General features: G+C 57.0%; 1 protein-coding gene and 1 pseudogene. Both read left to right on the forward strand.

What is annotated here, in order from left to right:
- Positions 1–236: pseudogene (locus A3754_RS28070) on the forward strand (efflux RND transporter periplasmic adaptor subunit); the annotation flags it as partial.
- A 12-nt stretch (positions 237–248) separates the two neighbouring features.
- The coding region (locus tag A3754_RS21900; RefSeq protein WP_197468776.1) for an efflux RND transporter permease subunit at positions 249–1,745 on the forward strand (1,497 nt) is incomplete at its 3' end.

Genomic DNA, 1,745 nt, shown 5'->3' on the forward strand with positions numbered 1-1,745 from the left:
AGGAGCAGGTGGTACCGGTGCTCAGCGGTCTGCAGCCGCAGGATTGGGTGGTGACCGCCGGCACGCATCTGCTGCGTGAAGGGCAGGCGGTGATCCCGGTGGATCGTCAGAATCGTCAGCTCGATTTGCAACAGACTGTCGCGGCGGTACAGCCCGAGCCCGCAGAGGCTGACGCCGCAAGCGCAGAGCCAGGCAGCGATGCCGATGCGGCGCCCAGTGCAGACGCGGATCAATAGGGGAGTATGACCATGTCGTTCAACCTCTCCGAATGGGCGCTGAAGAACCGCACCCTGGTGCTTTATGCCATGATTCTGCTCGGTGCCATGGGGGCCATTTCCTATGCCAACCTGGGCCAGAGTGAAGACCCGCCCTTTACCTTCAAACTGATGACCATCAATACCCTGTGGCCCGGTGCCAGTGCCGAGGAAGTCTCTCGGCAAATCACCGAACGGGTGGAAAAGAAATTGATGGAGACCGGTGACTTTGAACGCATTACCTCCTATTCCCGGCCCGGCCAGTCATTGGTCATGTTCATGGCCCGGGATGAAATGCGTTCCAAGGACATCAAGGATCTCTGGTACCAGGTACGCAAGAAGATTGGCGACATTCGCCACACCCTGCCCCAGGACGTACGTGGTCCCTTTTTTAACGACGAATTTGGCACCACCTTCGGCAACATCTATGCGCTTACCGGCGAGGGTTTTGATTACGCCATCATGAAAGACTACGCCGACCGTTTGCAGCTGGCCCTGCAGCGGGTGGACGACGTGGGCAAGGTGGAGCTGGTCGGTCTGCAGGACGAAAAAATCTGGGTAGAAATTGCCAATACCAAACTGGCCTCTCTGGGCATTCCGTTGGTGACGGTTCAGCAGGCACTGCAGTCGCAGAACGCCGTGGCCGATGCCGGTTTTTTTGAAACGCCGAGCAGTCGCGTACGTCTAAGGGTCTCCGGTGAATTCACTAGCGTGGAAGATATTCGCAACTTTCCGATTCAGGTGGAAAACCGCACCCTGCGTCTTGGCGACATCGCTAACGTTTATCGTGGTTTCAGTGATCCGCCCCAGCCGCGTATGCGATTCATGGGAGAGAATGCCATCGGGATTGCTGTTTCCATGAAAGACGGCGGCGATATTCTCAAATTGGGTGACAACCTGGACAAGACGTTCGCCAGATTGCAGGAAAACCTGCCCATCGGCATGGAACTGCGCAAGGTTTCCGACCAGCCGGCAGCAGTAGAAGCCGGTGTGGGGGAATTTGTGCAGGTGTTAATGGAGGCGCTGGCCATCGTGTTGCTGGTGAGTTTCTTTTCACTGGGTTGGCGCACAGGCTTGGTGGTAGCGTTCTCTATTCCGCTGGTGTTGGCGATGACCTTTGCCTCGATGAAATATTTCGACATCGGCCTGCACAAGATTTCGCTGGGTGCGCTGGTGTTGGCACTGGGCCTGATGGTGGACGATGCCATTATCGCCGTGGAAATGATGGCGATAAAAATGGAGCAGGGTTTCAGCCGTATCAAGGCGGCCGGCTTTGCCTGGACCAGTACGGCCTTCCCCATGCTCACCGGCACCTTGATTACCGCTGCAGGCTTTCTGCCCATTGCCACTGCAGAATCAAGCACCGGGGAATATACCCGCTCCATCTTTCAGGTGGTCACCATTGCCTTGTTGGCATCCTGGGTGGCGGCGGTGGTGTTCGTTCCGTATTTGGGTGAAAAGTTGCTGCCCAGTCTGGCACGCCGTGATGCC

The organism is Alcanivorax sp. HI0083 (assembly GCF_001635175.1).